At 72.7% G+C, this 21,822-nt stretch carries 17 protein-coding genes; 11 read left to right on the forward strand and 6 right to left on the reverse strand.

The window, feature by feature from the left end; translation table 11 throughout:
- Nucleotides 1–15: 15 nt before the first annotated feature.
- Both ACFY36_RS10340 and ACFY36_RS10345 read left to right on the forward strand, forming a co-directional pair.
- Complete coding sequence (locus ACFY36_RS10340) at nucleotides 16–1,827, forward strand: hypothetical protein (protein WP_499745617.1); 1,812 nt, start codon at nucleotides 16–18, stop codon at nucleotides 1,825–1,827.
- A 129-nt stretch (nucleotides 1,828–1,956) separates the two neighbouring features.
- Nucleotides 1,957–3,471 (forward strand): lysyl oxidase family protein, encoded by a 1,515-nt coding sequence (locus ACFY36_RS10345; protein ID WP_499745618.1) that lies wholly within the window; start codon nucleotides 1,957–1,959, stop codon nucleotides 3,469–3,471.
- A 24-nt stretch (nucleotides 3,472–3,495) separates the two neighbouring features.
- Here the strand turns inward: ACFY36_RS10345 and ACFY36_RS10350 are convergent, their stop codons facing one another.
- Nucleotides 3,496–4,305, reverse strand: a complete 810-nt coding sequence (locus ACFY36_RS10350; RefSeq protein WP_499745619.1) for an SAM-dependent methyltransferase — start codon at nucleotides 4,303–4,305, stop codon at nucleotides 3,496–3,498.
- A 122-nt stretch (nucleotides 4,306–4,427) separates the two neighbouring features.
- Between ACFY36_RS10350 and ACFY36_RS10355 the strand changes: the two genes are divergently transcribed.
- Both ACFY36_RS10355 and ACFY36_RS10360 read left to right on the forward strand, forming a co-directional pair.
- Nucleotides 4,428–6,158 carry a GDSL-type esterase/lipase family protein gene (locus tag ACFY36_RS10355; RefSeq protein ID WP_499745620.1) on the forward strand — a complete coding sequence of 577 codons (1,731 nt, stop codon included), beginning with the start codon at nucleotides 4,428–4,430 and terminating at the stop codon, nucleotides 6,156–6,158.
- 50 nt (nucleotides 6,159–6,208) lie between these two features.
- Nucleotides 6,209–6,598 carry a VOC family protein gene (locus tag ACFY36_RS10360; protein ID WP_499745621.1) on the forward strand — a complete coding sequence of 130 codons (390 nt, stop codon included), beginning with the start codon at nucleotides 6,209–6,211 and terminating at the stop codon, nucleotides 6,596–6,598.
- On the opposite strand, the gene ACFY36_RS10365 is transcribed toward ACFY36_RS10360, so the two are convergent.
- Together ACFY36_RS10365 and ACFY36_RS10370 are read right to left on the reverse strand one after the other, a co-directional pair.
- Nucleotides 6,587–7,252, reverse strand: a complete 666-nt coding sequence (locus tag ACFY36_RS10365) for a helix-turn-helix domain-containing protein (RefSeq protein ID WP_499745622.1) — start codon at nucleotides 7,250–7,252, stop codon at nucleotides 6,587–6,589. The genes ACFY36_RS10360 and ACFY36_RS10365 overlap by 12 nt on opposite strands.
- Nucleotides 7,253–7,282: 30 nt before the next feature.
- Nucleotides 7,283–7,543, reverse strand: coding sequence for an SCO0607 family lipoprotein (locus ACFY36_RS10370; RefSeq protein WP_499745623.1), 261 nt, complete (start codon nucleotides 7,541–7,543; stop codon nucleotides 7,283–7,285).
- A 68-nt stretch (nucleotides 7,544–7,611) separates the two neighbouring features.
- On the opposite strand from ACFY36_RS10370, the gene ACFY36_RS10375 reads away from it, so the two are divergent.
- Nucleotides 7,612–8,487 carry an alpha/beta fold hydrolase gene (locus tag ACFY36_RS10375; RefSeq protein WP_499745624.1) on the forward strand — a complete coding sequence of 292 codons (876 nt, stop codon included), beginning with the start codon at nucleotides 7,612–7,614 and terminating at the stop codon, nucleotides 8,485–8,487.
- 5 nt (nucleotides 8,488–8,492) lie between these two features.
- Here ACFY36_RS10375 and ACFY36_RS10380 read toward each other — a convergent pair whose 3' ends face one another.
- Complete coding sequence (locus tag ACFY36_RS10380; protein WP_499745625.1) at nucleotides 8,493–10,052, reverse strand: hypothetical protein; 1,560 nt, start codon at nucleotides 10,050–10,052, stop codon at nucleotides 8,493–8,495.
- 116 nt (nucleotides 10,053–10,168) lie between these two features.
- Here ACFY36_RS10380 and ACFY36_RS10385 point away from each other — a divergent pair, with 116 nt between their 5' ends.
- The 6 genes from ACFY36_RS10385 to ACFY36_RS10410 are packed head-to-tail and all read left to right on the forward strand — an operon-like array spanning nucleotide 10,169 to nucleotide 19,594.
- On the forward strand, nucleotides 10,169–12,850 hold the full coding sequence (locus ACFY36_RS10385; RefSeq protein ID WP_499745626.1) for an ATP-binding protein: 2,682 nt from the start codon (nucleotides 10,169–10,171) through the stop codon (nucleotides 12,848–12,850).
- A gap of 39 nt (nucleotides 12,851–12,889) precedes the next feature.
- Nucleotides 12,890–15,568: an AfsR/SARP family transcriptional regulator gene (locus tag ACFY36_RS10390; protein ID WP_499745627.1), complete on the forward strand. Its 2,679-nt coding sequence runs from the start codon at nucleotides 12,890–12,892 to the stop codon at nucleotides 15,566–15,568.
- A gap of 11 nt (nucleotides 15,569–15,579) precedes the next feature.
- Nucleotides 15,580–16,371 (forward strand): alpha/beta hydrolase, encoded by a 792-nt coding sequence (locus tag ACFY36_RS10395; RefSeq protein ID WP_499745628.1) that lies wholly within the window; start codon nucleotides 15,580–15,582, stop codon nucleotides 16,369–16,371.
- A complete protein-coding gene (locus ACFY36_RS10400; protein WP_499745629.1) occupies nucleotides 16,371–17,138 on the forward strand; it encodes an SDR family NAD(P)-dependent oxidoreductase in 768 nt (255 codons plus the stop codon). Before ACFY36_RS10395 ends, ACFY36_RS10400 begins: the two co-directional genes overlap by 1 nt.
- 11 nt (nucleotides 17,139–17,149) lie before the next feature.
- Entirely contained in the window at nucleotides 17,150–18,499 is a 1,350-nt protein-coding gene (locus ACFY36_RS10405) for an FAD-binding oxidoreductase (RefSeq protein ID WP_499745630.1), read from the forward strand.
- Nucleotides 18,500–18,538: 39 nt separating this feature from the next.
- Nucleotides 18,539–19,594 (forward strand): winged helix DNA-binding domain-containing protein, encoded by a 1,056-nt coding sequence (locus ACFY36_RS10410; protein ID WP_499745631.1) that lies wholly within the window; start codon nucleotides 18,539–18,541, stop codon nucleotides 19,592–19,594.
- On the opposite strand, the gene ACFY36_RS10415 is transcribed toward ACFY36_RS10410, so the two are convergent.
- On the reverse strand, nucleotides 19,568–20,884 hold the full coding sequence (locus tag ACFY36_RS10415) for a DUF2252 domain-containing protein (RefSeq protein ID WP_499745632.1): 1,317 nt from the start codon (nucleotides 20,882–20,884) through the stop codon (nucleotides 19,568–19,570). The two genes, ACFY36_RS10410 and ACFY36_RS10415, sit on opposite strands and share 27 nt — an antisense overlap.
- 61 nt (nucleotides 20,885–20,945) lie before the next feature.
- Nucleotides 20,946–21,611 (reverse strand): HAD family hydrolase, encoded by a 666-nt coding sequence (locus ACFY36_RS10420; RefSeq protein WP_499745633.1) that lies wholly within the window; start codon nucleotides 21,609–21,611, stop codon nucleotides 20,946–20,948.
- Nucleotides 21,612–21,822: the final 211 nt, after the last annotated feature.

Below are 21,822 nucleotides of genomic sequence, written 5' to 3' on the forward strand. Positions count from 1 at the left end.
CGTAGACATCGCTCTATGCCCAGCGTGCTGCGCCGCCTCATACTGCTGACGTCCGCGTTGACGGTCGTCCTGGTGCCCTCCGCCGCCATCGCCCAGCCCTCGGAGCCCTCGGCCGGCCTGCTCCCCTTCCCCAGCGACCGGTTCACGGTCGCCGACAGGAGCAGCCCCACCGGGCGCCGCGTGCACTTCGCGGGCGGCGCGCTGCCCGCGAACGTGGCCGGCAAGCACATCGACCCCGCCGAGTGGAACCGGCAGGACGGCTTCAGCCCGGGCACGCCGATCCTGGCCGAGGTGCCCGGCCTCGACCCGGTGGCCAGCGGCATCGCGCCGGTCACCGACATCGGCCGCTCGCTGGCCCCGAACGCGCCGATCCTGCTGATCGACACCCGCACCGGGCAGCGGACGCCGCACTGGGCCGAACTCGACGCCCACGCGACCGAGCGGCCGTTGCTGATCATCCGGCCCGCCGTGGCCCTGCGCGAGGCCACCCGCTATCGCGTCGTGCTGCGGAACCTGCGCGACAGCGGCGGGAAGCCGGTCCGCGCGCCCCGGCCGTGGGAGTTCACCGTGGCCAGCACGGCCGGCCTCACCGGGCGGGTGCTGCACATGCGCGACCAGGCGTTCGCCGCCCTCGGGGGCCGCGCCCCGGCGTTCGCGGTCACCCAGGTCACCGACTACACCGCCGAGCAGGACGCGCGCATCGCCCGCCAGGTCCGCGGCACGGTCACCGTGCCGAAATACTTGACCGGCGACGGCGGCCCGGGATCGCGGCTGCTCGCCGAGCCGTCCGGCGACCTGGCGGCCGACTTCGTCTGCAACCTCCCACGCAGCGCCACCGCGGACCGGCCGGCGCATCTCTCGCTCTACGGGCACGGGCTGCTCGGCGCCCCGACCGAGATCAACGCGGGCAACGTCAAGCAGATGTCGCAGACGTACGACTTCATGTTCTGCGCGTCGAGCTGGATCGGCATGGCCTCGGGCGACATCCCGTACGTCGTACAGACCTGGAGTGACCTCAGCACCTTCCCCGCGGTGCCGGACCGTCTCCAGCAGAGTTTCCTCAATTTCCTCTTCCTGGGCCGGACCATGCTGGCGCCGGCCGGCTTCGCCTCGCACCCCGCGTTCCGGGACGCCCAGGGACGCAGCCTGCTCAACCGGGCCACCGGCCTGCACTACGACGGCAACAGCCAGGGCGGCATCAACGGCGGCGCCCTGACCGCGATCGCCCAGGACTGGACCCGGTCGGTCCTCGGCGTGCCCGCGATGAACTACAGCACGTTGCTGCAGCGCAGCGTCGACTTCGCCCTGTTCCAGCAGCTGCTCAACCAGTCCTACCCGGACGGGCACGATCAGCAGCTCATCTTCGCGCTGATCCAGATGCTGTGGGACCGGGCCGAGGCCAACGGCTACGCCCGCCACATGACCGGTGACCCGTTACCCCGTACGCCCGCTCATCAGGTCCTGATGCACGTGGCCTTCGGCGACCATCAGGTCTCACCGGCCGCGGCCCAGGTCGAGGCCCGCACCATCGGCGCCCGGATCCATCGGCCGGCGCTGGCTCCCGGCTGGTCCGACGAGGTCACGCCGTTCTGGGGCATCAAGCCGATCCCCTCCTATCCCTATCGCGGGTCGGCTCTCATCGTCTGGAACAGCGGATCGGCGTACGCCCCACCGCCCACCAACCTCGCACCCAGCGGCCCGCAGTACGGCCAGGATCCGCACGAGTTCCCCCGGGCGCAGGAGAGCGCCCAGCTCCAGAAGGCCACGTTCCTGCTCACCGGGAAGGTCATCGACGTCTGCCACAGCTCACCCTGCCCGCGCATCTGACTTTCGGCCGAGGCGGCCGTTCGGCCGAAAGACACAATTCGATGGAACCTCACAGGATCCTCACAGCTGTCCTTTTTGGATGTTCCGGAGCGGTTGCCGCAGCGGCGGCCGCCCGACCGGAAGGACCCCATGAGGCGATCACACTTCATCAGGTACGGAGCGGTGGCGGCGACGCTCGCGCTGACCGCCACCGGCGTGGGCGTGGCCCAGGCCGCGGCCGCACCGCCTCCGCTGTCGTTCGTCGCCGCCACCGGGCAGGTGACCGCCGAACGGTACGACTACGACGGCGAGATCTACTTCGACTTCGATCTGGGCCTGCACGTCATCGCGGGCAAGGACCCGCTGGAGATCTGGGCCCGCCGCACCGGCTACGACAAGCCGATCGTCGCCGAGCGGGCCGTGGTCCAGAACGGCAAGAAGAAGAAGGTGGCGCTGCCGGCCGGGCTGGTCACCGATTTCTCCGGCCTGAAGGACTTCACCACGATCACCATCACCGACCAGGCCGGCGCCGTGGTGACCGAGTACCGGACGCCGTTCTGCGGCAACAGCTGGCTGTCGGCCCGGACCCGGCCGGACGCCCCGGCCACCAACCCCTATCCGACGGGCTGCGGCGGCTACAACCCGTTCACGCTCGGGGCGGTCTGGGGCGTGCAGGCGGGATGGGACGCCGCGGTCCTCGACCAGCCGCAGACCGAGGCGTTCGATCTGCCGGTCGGCAAGTACACCGCCACCGCCACGGTGAACCCGGTCTACAAGTCGCTGCTCGGCATCCCGTCCGACCAGGGCACGGCCAAGGTCGAGGTCACGGTGGTGGACGCCGAGATCGACCGGGAGGGCCTGGCCCGGCTGAAGGCCTCCGAAACCCACGATGATCACTCCGCCGAGGGACCCCAGGTCTCCACCTACGTGCCGGAGCTGCGCGCCCCGGCCAAGCGGCCCACCCCGCTGAAGGCCACGCCCGCCGCCGGCCCCCGGCCCGACCTGCGCTCGCTGCCCGCGTGGGAGATCGCGCTGTCCGAGGAGGACGGCAAGGACTACGTCAACTTCGGCGCGACCGTGTGGAACGCCGGCACGTCCCCGCTGCTGGTCGATGGCTTCCGCCGCACCGGTACCGAGCTGATGGACGCCTACCAGTACTTCTTCGACGCCAAGGGCAACCAGGTCGGCAGCCGCCCGGCCGGCACCATGGAGTGGGACGCGCGCGAGGGCCACAAGCACTGGCACTTCACCGACTTCGCCCAGTACAACCTGCTCGACTCGACCCAGAAGCTCGCGGTCCGCAGCGGCAAGGAGGCGTTCTGCCTGGCCAACACCGACGCCGTCGACTTCACCATTCCGAACGCCAAGTGGCGCCCCGAGAACACCGACCTGTCCACCTCGTGCGGCGCCAACACCGTCGTCGCCGTCCGTGAGGTCCTGGACATCGGCAACGGCGACACGTACAGCCAGTACCGCCCCGGCCAGTCCTTCGAGATCACCGATCTGCCCAACGGCACCTACTACATCCAGGTGCTGGCCAACCCGGAGAAGAAGCTGGCCGAGCTCGACACCACCAACAACTCGGCCCTGCGCCAGATCATCCTCGGCGGCACGCCGGGCAACCGCACCCTGACCGTTCCCCCGGTCCACGGCATCACCGGCTGAGAAACGCGAGGGCCCGCAGGCCGCCTAAGGCTTGCGGGCCACCGCGCCGTAGACCGAGACCTGCCCGTCGGACGGCGCCGGCTGATCGCCCGGTTCGCCCAGCTCGGGCCGCCACGCGGGCAGGACGCACAGGCCCGGGTCGACCGGCTCCAGGCCGGTCAGGAACCGCTCGATCTCCGGCCGCGAGCGCACCTTCATGGTGACGCCCTGCCGGCGGTAGACCTCGGTCACCTGCTCCCACGCCTCCGGGCGGAAGTCGCCGGTCAGATGGGACAACGCCAGGTAGCTGCCCGGCGGCAACGCCGCCAGGAGCCGCTCGACGACGCCCCACGGATCGTCCTCGTCGCCGATGAAGTGCAGGACGGCGATGAGGAGCAACCCGACCGGGCGGCCGAGGTCGAGGGTGTCCCGTACGGTCGCCGAGCCGAGGATCGCCTCGACGTCACGCAGGTCGGCGCCGAGATAGCTCGTACGGCCGCGGGAGTCGCCGGTCAGCAGCGCCCGGGCGTGCGCCAGCACGATCGGGTCGTTGTCCACGTAGACGACCCGGGCGCCCGGGTCGACACCCTGGGCGACGTGGTGGACGTTCGGCGCGCTCGGGATGCCGGTGCCGATGTCGAGGAACTGATCGATGCCCCGCTCGGACAGGAAGCGCACGGCCCGGCGCAGGAAGAGACGGTTCTCCCGGGGCGGGATCCGGCTGTCCGGATTGGCCCGCAGGCCCCGGTGGGCCGCCTCGCGGTCGGCCGCGAAGTTGTCCTTGCCGCCGAGCAGGTAGTCGTACACCCGCGCCGGATGCGGCCGATCGGTGTGCAGGTCGATGCGCTCGGCCATCGGTGCCCTCTTCCCCCGCGGACATCAAGTGGCGTCGATCATCGCACGATCGCAATTGATTGACACATATCGATAGACCGGTCACCATGTCGTGGGAGCGCTCCCGACGAGAGGTGATCGGCATGCGACGGGCTCTGGTGATCGCAGCGGCGGTGTTTCTCCTGCTCACCGGCTGGGCGGTCCCGGCTCGAGCGGCCATCGACTCGAACATCAGTTTCGTGGGGCGCTGGAACAACAACGTGCCCTACTGGGCCGGGGCCTATCTGCGGGTCGGCTTCACCGGCACGACCGTGAAGCTCAAGCAGCGCAACACCGTCGACCTGTGGGCGAGCATCGACGGGAAGGCGTTCACCGCCTTCAAGGGCTCCGGCACCGTCAATCTGACCCCGGCCGCGCTGGCCCCCGGCAACCACACGCTGATCGTGAGCTATCGGCAGGTGGCCGGCTCGTACACCGGCGACGCGATCTTCCAGGGGCTGATCCTCGACGCCGGGGCCACCACCTTCAAGCCGCCCGCCCGCAGCCGGATGGTCGAGTTCATCGGCGACTCGATCACGGCGGGCACGACGAGCAGCCAGCTGGCGGTGACCGGGTACGGCTTCCAGACCGGGGAGCGGCTCGGCTACGACCACAGCCAGATCGCCATCGGCGGCATGTGCCTGTCCGAGACCACGGACGGCTGCTGGGCCCACGAGACCCGCTACTGGATGTCCAGCGGCGGCCAGGCCGGCGCCGACGCCTGGGACTTCTCCCGCTACACGCCCGACAGCGTCGTCATCAACCTGGGCACCAACGACAAGAGCCACGGCGTGAGCGGCCCCAGCTTCCAGGCGAAATACACGAATTTCCTGGCCCGGATCCGGGCCAAATTCCCGTACGCCAAGCTCTTCGCCCTGCGCACCTTCATCGGCCGCTACGCCACCGAGACGCAGGCCGCCGTACGGGCGCGCAACGCCGCCGGCGACGCGAACGTCGCCTACGTGGACACGACCGGCTGGCTGCCCGCCGACGGGCTCAGCGACTCCGTGCACCCCAACGACAAGGGCCACCGCGCCATCACCGACCGGCTGGCCCCGATCCTCAGCGCCCCGTCGTCCCTCAGCGCCCCATCGTCACTGTGCGCGCCGGTCGCGCCGGTCGCCGCCGCGGCCGCGACCACCGTCTGGATGGCCGGCGACTCCACGATGATGAACGCCTCGGCCTGCCCGATCGGCTGGGGCAGCCAGTTCGCCCCGTACCTGACCTCGGATGTCACCGTGCGCAACAGCGCGGTCGGCGGCCGCAGCATTCAGACCTGGCTGTACGAGGGGAACGTGACCAGCACGAAGAACGCGGCCGGCGAATGCGTGCTCAGCTCCACCGCCTACAGCTCACGGTGGACCGCCATGCTGGCCGGCTTCCGGCCCGGCGACCACCTGATCGTCCAGTTCGGCATCAACGACGGCACCTCGGCCTGCCCCCGGCACGTCGGCCCGGCGCGCTTCAAGGAGCTGCTCGGCGTGATGGCCGCGGCCGCGAAGGCCCGCGGCGTACAGCCGATCTTCGTGACGCCGGTCGCCGCCATCACGTGCAGCGGCGGCACGGCCGTCGGCAACCGTGGTTTCGTCACCGAGACGAAGGACGCGGCCGCCGCCAACGGCGTGCCCGTGATCGACCTGCACGCGCGCAGCGTCGCCCTCTACAACACGCTGAAGCTGTGCCCCAACAACGGCGACTACACGACCGGCGCCGTCGGCGCCTTCTTCTGCAACGACCACACCCACTTCGAGGCGGCCGGCGCCCAGCGGATCGCCGGTGTCGTCGCCACCGCCCTGCGCGAGCAGAACCTGCCGCTCGCCGCCTATCTCAGATGACGTCCGTTTTCTTCAAGACCTCGAAACCCCTTCCGCCGTACGGTCGTCGCATGGCACCCACTTTCAACGCGATCGGCCTGGCCGTGGCCGACATGGCAGCGTCCCTGGCCTTCTACCGCCGCCTGGGCCTGGAGTTCCCGCCCGGCGCCGAGAACGAACCGCACGCCGAGGCGACCGTCGCCGGTGGCATCCGGCTCATGTGGGACACCCACGCCTCGCTCCAGTCCTTCGACCCCGGCCACCGTCCCGGCGAGCCGTCCGGCGGCTGGGCCTTCCTCTGCGCCGACCCGGCCGAGGTCGACAGCGTCCACGCCGAACTGACCGCCGCCGGCCACAAGTCGGTCAAGGCGCCCTGGGACGCCCCCTGGGGTCAGCGATATGCCCAGGTGGCCGACCCCGACGGCAACGTGGTCGACCTTTTCGCCTGGTCATCTCAGTAGTGCACCGAGCGGCACGCCGGCCATGGCCCGCACCTCACGCGCCAGGTGGGCCTGGTCGGCGTAGCCGGCGTCGGCCGCCACCGCCGCGAACGGCACCCCGTCCCGGGCCAGCGCCACCGCCCGTTGCAGCCGGAAGACCCGGTGCAGCGTCTTCGGCCCGTATCCGAAGGCGTTGTTGCTGCGCCGCTGGAGCTGCCGCGCGCTGAGCCCGCACCTCTCGGCCACCACACCCACCGGCACCCCGGCCCGGGCCGCACCGGCCACCGCGACCATCACCCGGTCGGCCCCCTGCCACCGCCGCCGCGCCGCCGCCGTCAGCGCGCCCAACGGATCGCCGGCCTCGGCGATCGCCCGCACCTCGGCCGCCGGCCACAGAGCCTCCAACGGCACCTGCCGATCGACGACCTCGCAGGCGGGCACCCCGAGCACCCCGGCGCCGGTGCCCGCGCCGAACCGCAGCGCCACATGCCGGCTCCCCACCACGGGCAGCCCGAGCTGCGCGGTCGTGTCGGGCCCGGCGACGAACACCGTGCCGTCGCGCCAGATGAGATCGAGACAGCCGTCGGGCAGGATCCGCTTGGGCCCGTCACGGGCACCCGTCACACTGCGCCATGCGACGACGTACGGCAGCTCCGACTTCCATTCCTCGTACATGCCCCGACCCTCCCACGGGCGTACGACAAATTACTTGATCTCGTTCCCTCGCTGGTCGAGCTTGTGCGACTCCCAGTACCGGTCCCAGCCGTCCCCCACCTTCCGCGGCTCCTTACCCGCCGGGAAGCGCACATAGCCCTCCGGCACCGGCTCACCGTCGGGCACGCACCCTCGACCGGTGAGGCTGTCCACGGCGGCCACCGGGTATTCGCCGGAGCTGCAGATCGCCTCCTCGAACGAGCATCCCGCCACGCCGGCCAGCAAAAGGGCCACCACCAGGAACCGTCTCATGCCGTGAAGTCTTGTCGCCGGCGAAAAAGGGTGCATGGGTACGCGTACTCAACCGCTATCGTGCCGCCATGGCCGACACACACGAGCAGTTCGTCGCCTCCGGGCCGTTGCGGATCTGGACCGAGCGGACCGGTGGCCCGGGGCGCCCGGCCGTGCTGATGGTCATGGGGTCGGCCGCTCAGGGCGTCAGCTGCCCCGATGAGCTGGTCGCCCGGCTCGTCGAGCGCGGGGTCCAGGTGATCCGGTTCGACCACCGCGACACCGGCCGCTCCAGCGTCGTCGACTTCGACGCCCACCCGTACACGATCAGCGACATGGCCCGCGACTGCCTGGCCGTGCTGGACGGCCTCGGCCTCCGCTCGGCGCACGTGGCCGGCGCCTCCCTGGGCGGCATCATCGGCCAGTGGCTGGCCGTGCACGCGCCCGATCGCGTCCGGTCCCTGACGGTGATGTCGAGCTCGCCGATGGATCACGATCCGGGCGAGCTGTGGGCCCGGGCGCGGGCCGGGGAGCCGGCCGACCCCGACGACCTGCCGCCGCCGACCGCGGCGTTCCTCGCGCACGAGGCGGCCGGGCTGCCGCCGGGCGTGGAGTCCGATGTGGCCCTGTTCCGGGTCTTCAACGGGCCGGTCCGCCCGTTCGACGAGGCGGCCGCCCGGGACATGCTGGAACTGGCGCTGTCGCGGGCGAACGACCCGGCATCCGCGGCCAACCATCACCGGGCCGTGTGGCGGCCCGACCCGAGCCTCAAGGCACCGCTGTCGTCGATCACCGCGCCCACCTCGATCGTGCACGGCGACCAGGACCCGATCTATCCGCTCGGTCACGGCCGGGCCCTGGCCGCCGCCATCCCGGGCGCGACCCTGCACGTCGTGCCCGGAATGGGGCATGTCCTGACCTCGCCCGGCCTGCCCGGGGAGGTGGCCGACCTGATCCGGCTGTGACCGGGTCAGGTCCAGTTGAGCGGGCGCAGCTCCGGGCCGACGATGTGGCCGACGTGCGGGTCGGGGTGCTGCTGATCGTGCATGAAGTGGCCGGCGTACCAGATCACGACGTCCGTGCCGTCGATGCTCTCCCCGTTGACGTACTGGCTGATCTTGGTCTGGGTCTGTGACGGGGTGCCGCCGACACCGCCGTAGCCGTCGTCGATCTCGTCGCCGTGATAGCGCAGGAACCACATGTCGGCCACGCCGTACGAGTCCGCGGTGCCGTCGGTCAGGCCGGGCACGATCGTGTATCCGCGGTTGGTGTCACCGTCCCGCACCCGCCAGGGCCGGGCCGGCACGCCCCGTTTGACCGATCCCTCCCGGAGGCGGCGGACCCACGGCGGCTGGTTGGGCACCAGCGGCATGCGGCGTTCGACGACGTCCCGGCCCGCGCCCTCGATGTCGAAGTCGAGCCGCCAGTAGACGTGGTGCTGGTGCCGCTTGCACGTCCGCGGGTTGCGCGTGCCGGCGAAACCGAACCGGGGCTTGATGGTCCCGTCGTCGCGCAGTTGCCACTCGGAGACGTACCGGTACCAGGCCGCCTGGACCTCGCTGACGATCCGCAGCTCGCCGTCGGCGTAGCGGAACGCGACACCCTGGAAGTTGCCGGCGTCGGTGCCGGAATCGAGGATCGTGGCCGGCTGCTGGCTGCACACCCGCCAGCCGTTGCCGACCGGATCGGCGCCGACGGCCTGGAACGGGGTCTCCTCGTTCTGCCAGTCGCGATAGGTCGTGCCGTCGTCGTACAGGACGTTCAGGATCGGCACGTGGGCCCGGTAGAGCACCAGCCTGCCGCGATATCGCACCATGCGCAGCTCGACCCCGGAGCCTTTGCCGTACGTGGTGGGCTCGGAGTCGCGCGGCCGCACGACGGTGAAGCTCCACAGCTCGGTGCCGCCCCGGACCACCCGCACGTTCACCCGGCCCGGGCCGCCGGCGTCGGGCTCGCTCTCCACGCCGACCGGCAGCGTCGCCTCGCAGTCGTGGTTGGTGTGCCGGTCGACGCCCTCGGGGGACAGATCGACCTTGCGGTCGGCCAGGTCGACCGCCACGATCCGGTGCTTGGGGCTGTCGGTGGGCCGGTAGACGCCCAGGGTGACCCGGCGCTGGACGGTGCCGTCGTCCCGCTCGACGTTGGCCAGCGGCGGCATCGGCTGGTAGATGACGACGTCGGCGTAGTCCGGGTCCGCACGCAGGATGGCCGCCGCCTCGCGCAGCTCGGCGCGTGTGGGCAGGGGAACGTACGCGCTCGGCCGGGCCCGGAACTCGCCCGGCCGGCCGGTGTCGCCGGACACCTCGACCGCCTGTCCCGACTGGGTCGAGTAGAGCAGCGCCCGGTAGGCGCCCATCTGCTCCCCCTCACGGCTCTCCCACTGCGGCGGGCTGCCGATCACCATCTCCGGTTTGGCCACGCCCAGAAGGGCGGACACCTCCGCGTCGGCCAGCGCGGCCGCCACCAGTTGATCGGTCGTCAGCGCGGGCTCCGGCACGGGCTCGAGCAGCACCTCGGTCGTCTCCGGCATGTCTCCTCCCAGCTTCGTATCCGCCGAGCGTAGGACGGTCGCCGCCCAGCCCGGGGGCTCCGTCCTTGACTCGACAACGCCTAAGCTCACGATCGGGGGATGGGGGAAAAGACTCGATGACTGACCAGGCGTTGTACGGGCGTGACGCCGAGCTTCGGCTGCTGAACGGGCTGGTGCGGTCCGGCCGGGAGCGGGGTGGCGCGCTGGTGGTCCGGGGCGAGGCCGGCATCGGCAAGTCGGCGTTGCTGGCCGCGGCCCGCCGGACCGCCACCGCCGAGGGTCTGCTCGTGCTGTCGGCGACCGGTGTCGAGGCGGAGGCGCGGCTGCCGTTCGCCGGCCTGCACCACCTGCTGCGGCCCGTGCTCGACCGCGCCGGGTCCCTGCCCGCCCCGCAGCGCGACGCCCTGCTGGCCGCCTTCGGCATGACCGCCGCCGCCACGCCCGACCTGTTCCTGGTCGCCCTGGCCGCGCTCAACATGGTCGGCGAGACCCAGGGCACGCTGCTGATCGTCGAGGACGCGCACTGGCTCGACGAGGCGAGCGCCGAGGTGCTCGGTTTCGTCGCCCGGCGGCTCGACGCCGACCCGGTGCTGCTGCTGGCCGCCGTCCGTGACGGCTTCCCCTCCTCCTTCGGCGCCGACCTGCCCATGCTGCACCTGGAACGGCTCGGCGAGCAGGCCGCGGCCGCCCTGCTCGACGCCCGGGACGGTGCGCTGCCGCCGGGGGTGCGCCGCCAGGTGCTGGCCGAGGCCGCCGGCAACCCGCTGGCCCTGGTCGAGCTGGCCGCGGCGCCCGCGGCCGGCGCGTTGCGCCCGCTCAGCGACCGCCTGGAGGAGGCCTTCGCGGCCCGGGTGGCCAAGCTGCCCGCCGCCACCCGGTCCCTGTTGCTGGTGGCCGCGCTCAACGACGGCGACTCGCTGTCCGAGGCGCTCGCGGCGAGCGAGGGGACGGCGGCCGATGTCGGGCCGGCCGTCGAGGCGTCCCTGCTGGAGCCGGACGAGACCCGGGTCCGCTTCCGTCATCCGCTGATGCGCTCGGCCCTCCACCAGCGGGCCGGCCTGGCCGAGCGGCACGCGGCGCACGCCGCCCTGGCCCGGGTGCTGGCCGATCGTCCCGGCCGGGCCATCTGGCACCGGGCGGCGGCGCTGACCGAGCCGGACGAGAGCGTGGCCGCCGGCCTGGAGGAGCTCGCCGCGCAGTCGCGCCGGCGCGGCGCGGTGACGGCGGCGCTCTCGGCGCTCGAGCGGTCGGCGCGGCTCACCGCCGATCCGGCCCGCCGGGCCGAGCGGCTGCTGCGCGCGGCCGAGGCGGCGGTCGAGCTCGGCCGCCACGACGTGGTGACCAGCCTGATCGAGCAGGCCCGCACGGCCGAGCTGTCGCCCCGGCAGCGGGGACAACTGTTGTGGATCGAGGCGAGCTTCGGTGGCGGCCTGCGTGAGGAGCACCGGCGGCCGGAGGCGATCGCGGCCGCGGCCGAGAGGGTGGCGGCCGACGGGCACGTCGACGTCGCGCTGCGGCTGCTGAACGGGGCCGCGCTGCGCTCGTTCTGGACCGGGGCCGACATCTCGGCCCAGCACCGGATCGTCGACGTGGCCGAGGCGCTCGGCGTGGCCGCGGGCGATCCCGATCTGCTGGCGATCCTCGCCTTCGCCGCGCCCATCGACCGGGGCGCCACGGTCATCGCCAGCCTGCGGCGCAGCGCCGAGCGCTCGGGCGGCGACCCGGACGCGGTGCGGCTGGTGGGCTCGGCGGCGATCCTGGTCGGCGCCTTCGACCTGGCGCTGACCTGTTCGGCCGCGGCCCTGCCGGCACTGCGCTCGCAGGGCCGGCTCGGCCTGCTGGTCCGGGCTCTGGGCGCGCAGGCCTGGAGCGCCGCCCACCTGGCCGATCTGGACGCGGGCATCCCGGCCGCCGAGGAGTGCGCCCGGCTGGCCGCCGAGACGTCCCAGCCGCTGTTCGTCGGGATCGGCCGGTCCACCGCGGCCGTGCTGGCGGCGCTGCGGGGCGACGAGGAAAGCGCGCGCGGCCATGCCACCGTGGCCGAGCAGGGCGCCCTGTCCGGCGGGGTGCGCCCGGTGCTGGCCACGGCCCGGCTCGCCCGCGGGCTGGCCGCGCTGGGCGCGGGCCGCTACGCCGAGGCGTACGAGCACCTGCGGCGCATGCACGACCCGGCCGATCCCTCGTTCCACCCGGCGCTGCGGTGTTTCTCCCTGGCCGACCTGGCCGACGCGGCCGTGCACAGTGGACACGCCGATGACGTGCGGGACGTCATCGCCGAGATCGAGGAGTTCGGCCGGCGGACCCCGTCGCCGGCGCTGCACGGCGGCCTCCGGCACGCCCGGGCCGTCCTGGCCGACGACGACCGGGCCGAGGACCTGTTCCGGGCGGCTCTCGAAGAAGGCCCGTTCGGAAGGGCGAGGGCCCAATTGGCGTACGGGCGATGGCTGCGCCGTCAGCGCCGGGTCGCCGACTCCCGCGGTCCGCTGCGGGCCGCCCGCGACACGTTCGACAGCCTGGGCGTCACCCCGTGGGGCGAGCTGGCCCGGCAGGAACTGCGCGCCTCGGGTGAGACGAGCCGCCGCCGCACGGTCGAGGCGCACGAGCGGCTGACCGCCCAGGAGCTCCAGATCGCGCAGATGGCCGCCGACGGCATGACGAACCGGGAGATCGGCGAAAGGCTGTACCTGTCACACCGTACGGTCAGCTCGCATTTGCACCGGATCTTCCCGAAGTTGGAGATAACCTCGCGGGCGCAGTTGGGCGCGATCGTGCGCAGCCGGCCCACGGCCGTCATCTGACGCTCGCGAGCGTCACCGGCCGCGCCTAGCGTCACGCTCATGGGGAAGATGTGGTTCACGGTGCTCGGCCCGGTGCGGGCCTGGCGGGACGGCGCCGAGATCGACCTCGGCGCCCCGCAGCAGCGGTCCGTGCTGGCCGTGCTGCTGGCCCGGGCCGGTCAGCCGGTCAGCCTGGCCGAGATCGTCGACACCCTGTGGCGGGACGACCCGCCGGCGACCGCGGTCAACGCGGTGCACCGCAGCGTGGGGCTGCTGCGCCGGGCCCTGGAGCCGGGGCTGAGCGTGCGCGGGGTGGGCCGCTGGCTGGTCCGGGCCGGCGGCGGATATCGGCTCGAGGCCGGGCCGGACGAGGTCGATCTGCTGCGTTTCCGCGAGCTGCTGGGCCTCCAGGCGTACGCCGAAGCCCTGGAACAGTGGCAGGGTCCCGCCGCCGCCACCCTCCCGGCCGAGGTGCGCGGGCAGGCCGTCTTCGCCGCCCTGGACCGGGAGTACGAGGCCGCGGCGGCCGAGGCCGCCCTGGTGACCGGTGGTTCCGGCCGGCTGCTGCGTGCCGTGGAGCTGGCCGCCGACCGGGCCCCGCTGAACGAGTCGTTGCAGGCCCGGCTCCTGCTCATGCTGGCCGCGGCCGGCCGTCAGGCCGATGCCCAGAAACGCTACGAGGAGGTCCGGGCCCGGCTCGCCGCCGAGCTGGCCGTGGAGCCGGGCACGGAGCTGGCCGCGGCCGGGAAGAAGCTGGTCAAACCCACCACCGTGGCCCAGCTGCCGCACACCCTGCCGGGCTTCGCCGGCCGCGAGACGGAGCTGACGGCCGCGCTCACCCTGCCCGACCGGGAGCGGGTGGGCGCGATCAGCGGCATGGCCGGGGTCGGCAAGACGACCTTCGCGGTGCATCTGGCCCATCGGGTCGCCGGCCGCTGCCCCGACGGTCAGCTCTACCTCAACCTGCGCGGGTTCGGGCCGGGCGCGGCCATGGACCCGGCCGAGGCCCTGGTCCGGCTCCTGGCCTCCCTCGGCGTCCCGTCGCATCAGATCCCGGCCGATGTGGACTCGCGGTCCGCGCTCTACCGCAGCCGGCTGGCCGGCCGGCGGATGCTGCTGCTGCTCGACAACGCCCGCGACACCGCGCAGGTCCGCCCGCTGCTGCCGGGCGCGCCCGGCCACGTGGTGCTGGTGACCAGCCGCGACCGGCTCGCGGGCCTGGTCGTGTCGGACGGCGCGCGCCCGATCGCCATCGGCACGTTCTCGACCGGCCAGGCCCGGCAGCTGCTGGCCGCGCGGCTGGGGGCGGACCGGATCGCCGCCGAGCCGGCCGCGGTCGACAAGGTCATCGGCCGGTGCGGTGGCCTGCCGCTGGCCCTGGCGATCGTGGCCGCCCGCGCGGCCACCCAGCCGGGCCTGAGCATGGCCGAGCTCGCCGGCGAGCTGGACGCGGCCGACCGCCTGGCCCAGCTGACCACCGGCGACCCGGACAGCGACCTGCGGACGGTCTTCTCCTGGTCCTACCGGATCCTCGCCGACGGCCCGGCCCGGCTGTTCCGGCTGTTCGGCCTGCATCCCGGGGCCGACATCTCGGTGGCGGCGGCGGCGAGCCTGGCCGGCCTCGGCCCGGCCGCGGTCCGCCCCCAGCTGACCGAGCTGGTGCGCGCCGGCCTGCTCACCGAGGTGTCCCCCGGCCGGTACGGCGCCCACGACCTGCTGCGCGCGTACGCCGCCGACCTGGCCGGCACGGACGAGGCCGCCAGTTCCCGCTTGCTGAGCCACTATCTGCACACCGCGTACCGGGCCGCGATGCTGCTGGCGCCCGGCCTTGAGCCGATTCCGCTCGGCGAGACCGCGCCGGGCAGCCGCCCGGAGAAGCTGACCGGGGAGGACCAGGCTCTGGCCTGGCTCACCGCCGAATATCGGGTGCTGCGGTCCTTCGTGGACCGCATGACCGGCCTCGCCGCCTGGCAACTGGCCTGGACGCTGGACACGTTCCAGCGCCGCCAGGACCTGCGCCACGACCAGGTCACCACCCGCCGGATCGCGCTGGCCGCGGCCAAAGAGCTGGACGACCCGCTGTTGCTCGCCGACAGCTACCGCGATCTGGGCCACGCGCTGGCCCGGGCCGATCGCGCGGACGAGGCCCGCGCCCACTTCACGTACGCCATCGAGCGCTACATCGAGCTCGGCGAGGCCGTCCGCCAGGCACACACCGAGCGGGGTATCGGCTACACGTTCGTGAAACCGGGCCAGTACGACCGTGTGCTCGAGCACTACCTGCGGGCCGAGAGCCTGTACCGGGCCGCCGGTCATCGGGCCGGCCTGGCCAAGAGCCTCAACGAGACCGCCTTCCTGAACGCCAAGCTCGGCCGGCACGAGCCCGCCCGGCAGCGCTGCGAGCAGGCCCTGATGGTCTTCCGCGAACTGGGCGACCGGCACGGCGAGGCGGCCACCCTGGACACCCTCGGCCTCGCCCACACCGGCCTGGGCCAGCACGAGAGGGCGGTCGAGTGCTTCCGCTCCTCGGCCGAGCTGTGCGTGCGGATCGGCGACCGGCGTTCCGAGGCCGAGGTGCTGGTCAACCTCGGCGACGCCCACCTGAGCGCCGGCGACCAGGGGAAAGCCGTCGCCGCGTGGCGGTCGGCCGTGGGCATCCTCGAGGACCTCAAGCGGCCGGAGGCGACCGCCGTACGCAAGAAGATCGATGCCCACACTTTGCCCACTAGCGCTGCCTAACGTCTCGGGGCATGACGATTCCTGTTGTCTTCATCCATGGCCTGTGGCTGCACTCCTCCTCGTGGCAGCCCTGGATCGACCTGTTCACCGAGCGCGGATACCAGCCGGTCGCGCCGGGCTGGCCGGGCGACGCCCCGACCGTCGAGGAGACCCGGGCCAACCCGGACGCGCTGGCCGGTCACGGCATCGACGACGTCGTCGAGCACTACAGCGCGATCATCGCCGGCCTGCCCGCGAAGCCGATCCTCATCGGGCACTCGTTCGGCGGCATGATCGCCCAGAAGCTGCTCGGCCTCGACCTCGGCGCCGCGGCCGTCGCCATCGACGCCGCCCAGATCAAGGGCGTGCTGCCGCTGCCGCTGTCGACGCTGCGTTCCGGCTTCCCGGTGCTGGGCAACCCGGCCAACAAGAGCAAGGCAGTCTCGCTGACCCCCGAGCAGTTCCGGTACGCCTTCGGCAACGCCGTCTCCGAGGAAGAGTCCCGGCAGCTGTACGACCGCTGGTCGATCCCGGCCCCCGGCAAGCCCCTCTTCGAGGCGGCCGCGGCCAACTTCAACCCGCACTCGCCGGCCAAGGTGGCCACCGACAACGAGTCCCGCGGCCCGCTGCTGCTGATGGCCGGCGGCAAGGACCACACCGTCCCCGAGAACGTGGTGCGCGCGACCCTCAAGCAGTACCGCCACTCGCACGCGGTCACCGACATCGTCGACTTCCCGGACAAGGCCCACTCGCTGACCATCGACTCCGGCTGGGGCGAGGTCGCCGAGACCGCCCTGACCTGGCTGAAGAAGCAGGGCCTCTGATGGACCTGGCCCTGAAAGGCAAGACCGCCCTGGTCACCGGAGCCAGCAAGGGCATCGGCCTGGCGATCGTACGGGCCCTGGCCGCCGAGGGCGCGACCGTCGTGGCCGGCGCGCGCCACGTCACCCCTTCGCCCGGCGTGCACCCGATCACGGCGGATCTGAGCACCCCGGACGGTCCCGCCGCGCTGGTCGAGTCGGCGGTCGCGGCGCTCGGCGGCCACCTCGACATCCTCGTCAACAACGTGGGCGGGGTGAAGCCGCGCACCGGCGGTTTCCTCTCGGTGACCGACGACGACTGGCTGGAAGCCTTGACGATCAACTTCCTTTCCGCCGTACGGGTGACACGCGCGGCCCTGCCCTACCTTCTCGACAACCGCGGCACCATCGTCACGGTCGGCTCGGTGAACGCATCACTGCCGGACCCGCTGGTCATCGACTACAGCGCGGCCAAGGCGGCCCTGGCCAACTTCTCCAAGGCGCTGTCCAAGGAGGTCGGCCCCAAGGACGTCCGGGTCAACACGATCAGCCCCGGCCCGGTGGCGACCGACCTGTGGCTCGGCTCCGGCGGCGTCGCCGAGACCGTCGGCGGGGCCGCGAACCTGGCCCCCGACGACGTGGCCAAGGGCGCCGTGAGCGGCACCGCGACCGGCCGTTTCACCCAGCCCGAGGAGGTGGCCGACCTGGTGCTGCTGCTGGCCGGCGGCCGGGCCGGGAACGTCACCGGCGCCGACATCCTCATCGACGGCGGCATGACCGCCTCCCTGTGAAGGACTCCTCTGTGACCATCGCTGATCTGCGCGCGAGCGTGACCGGCCCGGTCCTCACCCCCGAGGACGACGGCTACGCGAACGAGCTGCACACCTACAACCTGACGGTCGTGCACACGCCGGCCGTCGTGGTCGGCGCCATGAACGCGGGCGACGTCCAGGCGGCGGTCCGCTACGCCGCCGCGCACGACCTGCCGGTGGCGGTGCTGGGCGCCGGGCACGGCAGCTCGGTCCCGTCGGCCGGCGCGGTGCTCGTCACCACCCGGCGGCTGACCGGCCTGAGCATCGACGAGACGGGCCGCACGGCGCGGGTCGAGGCCGGCGTGGTCTGGGCCGAGCTCATCGAGCAGGCGGGCAAGCTCGGGCTGGCCGCCCTGAACGGGTCGTCGCCCACGGTGACCGTGGTGTCGTACACCATCGGGGGTGGCCTCGCGCCTTTCGGCCGCAAGCACGGCTACGCGGCCGACCACGTGACCGCGCTCGAGGTGGTCACCGCGGACGGCGAGCTGCGCCGGGTGACCGCCGGGAGCGAGCCCGACCTGTTCTGGGCGCTGCGCGGCGGCAAGGGCAACTTCGGCGTCGTGCTGGCCGTCGAGTTCGCCCTGTTCCCGATCCGCACCTTCTACGGCGGCGGCATCTTCTTCCCGGGTGAGCTCTCCGGCGAGGTGCTGCATCTGTTCCGGCGCTGGACCCAGGACCTGCCGGAGGAGATGTCGGCGTCGGTCGGGCTGCTGCACCTGCCGCCGCTGCCGTTCGTGCCGGAGCCGCTGCGCGATCGTCTGGTGGCCCACCTGCGGATCACCTATCTGGGTGACCCGGCCGAGGGTGAGCGCCTGATCGCCCCGTTCCGGGCGCTGGGCGAGCCGGTCATCGACGCGGTGGCCGAGTTGCCGTACACCGCGATCGCCTCTGTCCACAGTGACCCGGTCGACCCGTTGCCGCTTTATGAGCACGGCGCCCTGCTCCGGTCCCTCCCGGCCGAAGCCGTGGACGAGTTCCTGCGCCTGGCCGGGCCCGGCTCCCCGCTGGTGCTGGCCGAGATCCGTCACATGGGCGGCGCCCTGTCCCGTCCATCCGCGGTCCCGAACGCGGTCGGCAACCGCGACGACACCCTCTACAACGTCTTCCTGGTCGCGGCGGGCGGGCCGCCGGACGCCGAGGCCCTGCACGCCTATGAGCAGCAGCTGATCGACGCCCTGTCACCGTGGTCGACCGGCCGCCGCTACCTGAACTTCATGTTCGCCGGCGAGACCGCCGGCCTGGCCTGGTCGCCCGCCGACTATCCCCGGCTCCAGGCGGTCAAGCGCCGCTACGACCCGGCCAATATGTTCCGGATCAACCACAACATCCCACCGGACTAGAGGCCACAACCTGGCCGCAATACCTGTGATGCTGGGCCCGTGACAGAGACACTCGACTCACGGGCCCTCAACCGGGCGACGCTCGCCCGTCAGCATCTGCTCGAGCGCGCCGGCGGCCCGGCGCTGGACATGGTCGCCCACCTGGGCGGGTTGCAGGCCCAGGAGCCGCAGGAGCCGTACGTCGGTCTCTGGTCGCGGGTGACCGCGTTCGAGCCGGCCGAGCTCTCGGGGTTGCTGGAGCGGCGAGAGGTCGTACGGATGCATCTCATGCGCCGCACGGTCCATCTGGTCACCGCCGGGGACGCCCGGAACTGGCGTCCCCGGCACCAGGCGCTCCTGCGCCAGAAGGTCCTCGGCGTCTATCGCCGCGAGCTCGCCGGCGTCGACCTGGAGGAGCTCGCGGCGCGGGCCGGGGCCCTGATGGCCGACGGCCGCCCGCGCACGGTCGGCGAGGCCGGCCGCGAAATGGCCCGGCACTGGCCGTCGGCGGCCCCGCGCGCGCTGGGCGAGGTGGTCATCGCGCTGGTACCGGCCGTCCAGATCCCGCCCCGGGGCATGTGGCGCGCCACCGGCGGCGCCCACTACCTGCCGCTGTCCACGTGGCTCCCCGCCAAGCCGCCGGCCGAGTCGGCCGACGCCGGTCTGATCCGGCGCTACCTGGCCGCCTTCGGGCCCGCGTCGACCGCCGACCTGCGCGCCTGGTGCGGCCTGGCCGGCCTGCCCGAGGCCGTCGCGGCCCTGCGCGACGAGCTCGTCGACGTCCGCGACACCCGCGGCCGCCGCCTGCTCGACCTGGCCGGGGCGCCCCGCCCCGACCCGGGCACGCCCGCCCCGGTCCGTTTCCTGCCGGCGTTCGACAACGCGGTCCTCGGCTATCACGACCGCAGCCGCGTCATCGACGACGAGCACCGTCTGCTCTCCGTCGCCGGCACCCGCTTCGTCCTGATCGACGGCCGCGTCGCCGCCACCTGGACGACACCCACCGCCACCAGCGGCCCGGTCGCCGTCACCCCGCTCCGCCGCCTCACCCGGGCCGAGCAGAGCGAGGTGTCCGACGAGGCCGAGCGCCTAACCGCCTTCCTGGGCCGTGACTAGCCGCGCGTGGTCGCGTTCGTTCTGGTCGGCGTAGTCGACGGCGAACCGGGTCATCGCCTCGTCGAAGCGGCGGCCCTTGCCGATGTAGCCGGCGATCGCCAGGGCGTCGCCGGTGCGGGCGTGGGCCCGGGCCAGCACGTGGGCGCAGCGCTCGGCGAACGGGACGAGGAAGGGGGCGATGAGTTCGCCGTTCGGGATCACCTTCATGTCGCGGAACTGCCGCACGTACAAGTCGCCGGTCCAGCCGAGGAAGATGTCGCTCGCGGCCTGGATCTGCCGCTTGCCGCGGATCACGCGCTCGCCGTGACCGGGGTACGGGCTCGCACCGAGGAACGGTTCGTAGACCGACGGCCCGGCCTGCTTGATCTGGAGGAACAGCGGCTCGCCGTTACGCCCCTGGAGCAGCACCAGATAGACCCGCATCCCGACGCTTCCGACGCCGACGACCTGGCGCACGGCGTCGACGAAGGTGAAGCGGTCGAGCAGGCCGCGCCGTTCGTACGGAAGGCTGTCGTGATAGGCCTGCAGCGTCTCCTCCACGTCGTCGGAGACCCGCACCCGGATCGGCGGATCCTCGACGATCCGCAACCGCCCGTCCACCACCCGGGTGAGCTTGCGGGCCGCGCCCGCGCTGGTCCGCCGCCGGGCCCGCCGCGCCAGCCGCGCCGACGCCTCCTCCTGCTCCTCGGGCCCGAACAGGTCGAGCAGCTGATCGGCGGTGACCACGTCGTACCAGATCCGCAGCTCGTCCGCGGTCGCATAAAATCCGATCTTCTCCCGGTACGCCCGCAGGGCCGCCCCCACCGCGGCCGAGCCGCGGTCGCCCCGCCCGGTCTCCCGGGCGAGCACGACGAGGCTGGCCAGATAGCGCTTGACGTCCCACTCGAAGGGCCCGCGCACGGTCTCGTCGAAGTCCCGCAGATCGAACGAGAGCTGCCGCTCCGGCGTCGCCCACAGCCCGAAGTTGAGCACATGCGCGTCCCCGCACAGCTGCACGTCGATCCCCGTGTGCGGCGCCGCGCCGAGATCGGCCGCCATGACCGCCGCCGCCCCACGGAAGTAGGTCCACGGCGAGACCGCCATCCGCCGCAGCCGCAGCGACACGAGCTCGGCCACCCGTGTCTCGTTCTGCGCGAGCACCGTCCCCAGCGCCTCATGCTCGCGCGTGGCGGGATCCCAGTCACCCAGCCCCGCCAGCGGCACGACGTCACGGGCCGCCCGCCCACGCCGCCGCCGCTCCCCCGGCGGCGCCGCCGGCGCCCGCACCGACCGGTACCCGCTGTCGCTCACCGGCCGAGGCTATGTCCGCCTCACCGCCGCCACCTCGCCCCCACCGGATGATGCGGCGCCGTCATCGGCTGAGCAGCGCGGGCAACTCGGACATGTGGGTGAAGACCAGGCTGGCCCCGGCCGCGCGCAGCACCTCGGGCGAGGCGTGGGTGGGGCTCGCGGGCGCGAACCCGAACACCGTGGCCCCGGCCGCCACGCCGGCGGTGATGCCGGCCACCGAGTCCTCGATGACGACGGCCTGGGCCGGATCGACCTGCAGAGCCTCGGCCGCCGCCAGATAGACGTCGGGGGCCGGCTTGCTGCGGGGCACCTCCATGCCGCTGAAGACCCGGTCGCCGAAGTAGCCGTCCAGGCCGGCCAGTTTCAGCTGCATCTCGACCTTGCCGCGGTCGGCCCCGCTCACGCAGGCGAACCGCTCGCCCATGAGCTCGGCCACGGCCCGGACCGTCTCCTGGACGCCGTCGATCGGGACCAGGCTCGACCGCAGCGCCTCGTCGCGGCGGCCGCGGAAACTGGCCAGCCAGGCGTCGTCGACGCGGAACCCGGTCTGCTTCTGGATGACCGCCCACTCGTCGCGCAGCGCCTTGCCGACGAACAGGTCGATGCAGTCGCGCTCGGAGATCTCCCACCCGAGGTCGATCAGCATCGTGCGCAGGACGCCGTTCGTGATGGGCTCGGAGTCGACGAGCACGCCGTCACAGTCGAAGAACACAGCGGAGGGAGTCACGGGCCGCCAGTCTAGTCCGCACAGCCGCAGGTGACACCATTGACGATCATTCATGGACGGAGATCAATTCATAAAGGCGATCTTCAAAAAGTACGCCGAGTCAGGTACAAGACATTCTTAATATTCGTCTTCTTCGTTGACTCACTCCCGCCAATCGACCACTGTGGGCAGCTGACAGCCATGACTCAACGGCGCGCGGGGGCGATCCGGA

Origin of the sequence: Actinoplanes sp. NPDC000266 (assembly GCF_042899005.1) — a bacterium.
Lineage (GTDB): Bacteria > Actinomycetota > Actinomycetes > Mycobacteriales > Micromonosporaceae > Actinoplanes.

What these genes read in the sequence shown, in the direction of transcription:
- ACFY36_RS10395 (WP_499745628.1), top strand. Translation starts at nt 15,580, where the DNA reads ATGACGATTCCTGTTGTCTTCATCCATGGCCTGTGGCTGCACTCCTCC.
- ACFY36_RS10360 (WP_499745621.1), top strand. Translation starts at nt 6,209, where the DNA reads ATGGCACCCACTTTCAACGCGATCGGCCTGGCCGTGGCCGACATGGCA.
- ACFY36_RS10340 (WP_499745617.1), top strand. Translation starts at nt 16, where the DNA reads ATGCCCAGCGTGCTGCGCCGCCTCATACTGCTGACGTCCGCGTTGACG.
- ACFY36_RS10370 (WP_499745623.1), bottom strand. Translation starts at nt 7,543, where the DNA reads ATGAGACGGTTCCTGGTGGTGGCCCTTTTGCTGGCCGGCGTGGCGGGA.
- ACFY36_RS10375 (WP_499745624.1), top strand. Translation starts at nt 7,612, where the DNA reads ATGGCCGACACACACGAGCAGTTCGTCGCCTCCGGGCCGTTGCGGATC.
- ACFY36_RS10380 (WP_499745625.1), bottom strand. Translation starts at nt 10,052, where the DNA reads ATGCCGGAGACGACCGAGGTGCTGCTCGAGCCCGTGCCGGAGCCCGCG.
- ACFY36_RS10390 (WP_499745627.1), top strand. Translation starts at nt 12,890, where the DNA reads ATGGGGAAGATGTGGTTCACGGTGCTCGGCCCGGTGCGGGCCTGGCGG.
- ACFY36_RS10350 (WP_499745619.1), bottom strand. Translation starts at nt 4,305, where the DNA reads ATGGCCGAGCGCATCGACCTGCACACCGATCGGCCGCATCCGGCGCGG.
- ACFY36_RS10365 (WP_499745622.1), bottom strand. Translation starts at nt 7,252, where the DNA reads ATGTACGAGGAATGGAAGTCGGAGCTGCCGTACGTCGTCGCATGGCGC.
- ACFY36_RS10385 (WP_499745626.1), top strand. Translation starts at nt 10,169, where the DNA reads ATGACTGACCAGGCGTTGTACGGGCGTGACGCCGAGCTTCGGCTGCTG.
- ACFY36_RS10355 (WP_499745620.1), top strand. Translation starts at nt 4,428, where the DNA reads ATGCGACGGGCTCTGGTGATCGCAGCGGCGGTGTTTCTCCTGCTCACC.
- ACFY36_RS10345 (WP_499745618.1), top strand. Translation starts at nt 1,957, where the DNA reads ATGAGGCGATCACACTTCATCAGGTACGGAGCGGTGGCGGCGACGCTC.
- ACFY36_RS10400 (WP_499745629.1), top strand. Translation starts at nt 16,371, where the DNA reads ATGGACCTGGCCCTGAAAGGCAAGACCGCCCTGGTCACCGGAGCCAGC.